At 64.4% G+C, this 267-nt stretch carries 1 pseudogene; it reads left to right on the top strand.

Features of this window, described 5'->3' with window-relative positions:
- Positions 1–208, top strand: a pseudogene (locus tag OH705_RS27550) (nitrilase-related carbon-nitrogen hydrolase); the annotation flags it as partial.
- Positions 209–267 lie beyond the last annotated feature (59 nt).

Raw genomic sequence — 267 nt, 5'->3', positions numbered from 1 at the left:
CCCCGGCATCATGTACGACGCCAAGGAGATGTACGACACCGACGCGGCCATTCCGGGCGAGGAGACCGCGGTGTTCGCCGAGGCCTGCCGCCGCGCCAACGTGTGGGGCGTGTTCTCGCTGACCGGCGAGCGCCACGAGGAACATCCCAACAAGGCGCCCTACAACACGCTGATGCTGATGAACAACCAGGGCGAGATCGTGCAGTACTAGCGCAAGATCATGCCGTGGGTGCCGATCGAGGGCTGGTATCCGGGCGATTGCACCTA

It is taken from the genome of Pseudomonas sp. BJa3, from assembly GCF_026343815.1.
In the GTDB taxonomy this organism is placed as follows: domain Bacteria; phylum Pseudomonadota; class Gammaproteobacteria; order Pseudomonadales; family Pseudomonadaceae; genus Aquipseudomonas; species Aquipseudomonas soli.
This window is presented reverse-complemented; position numbering and strand designations above follow the sequence as displayed.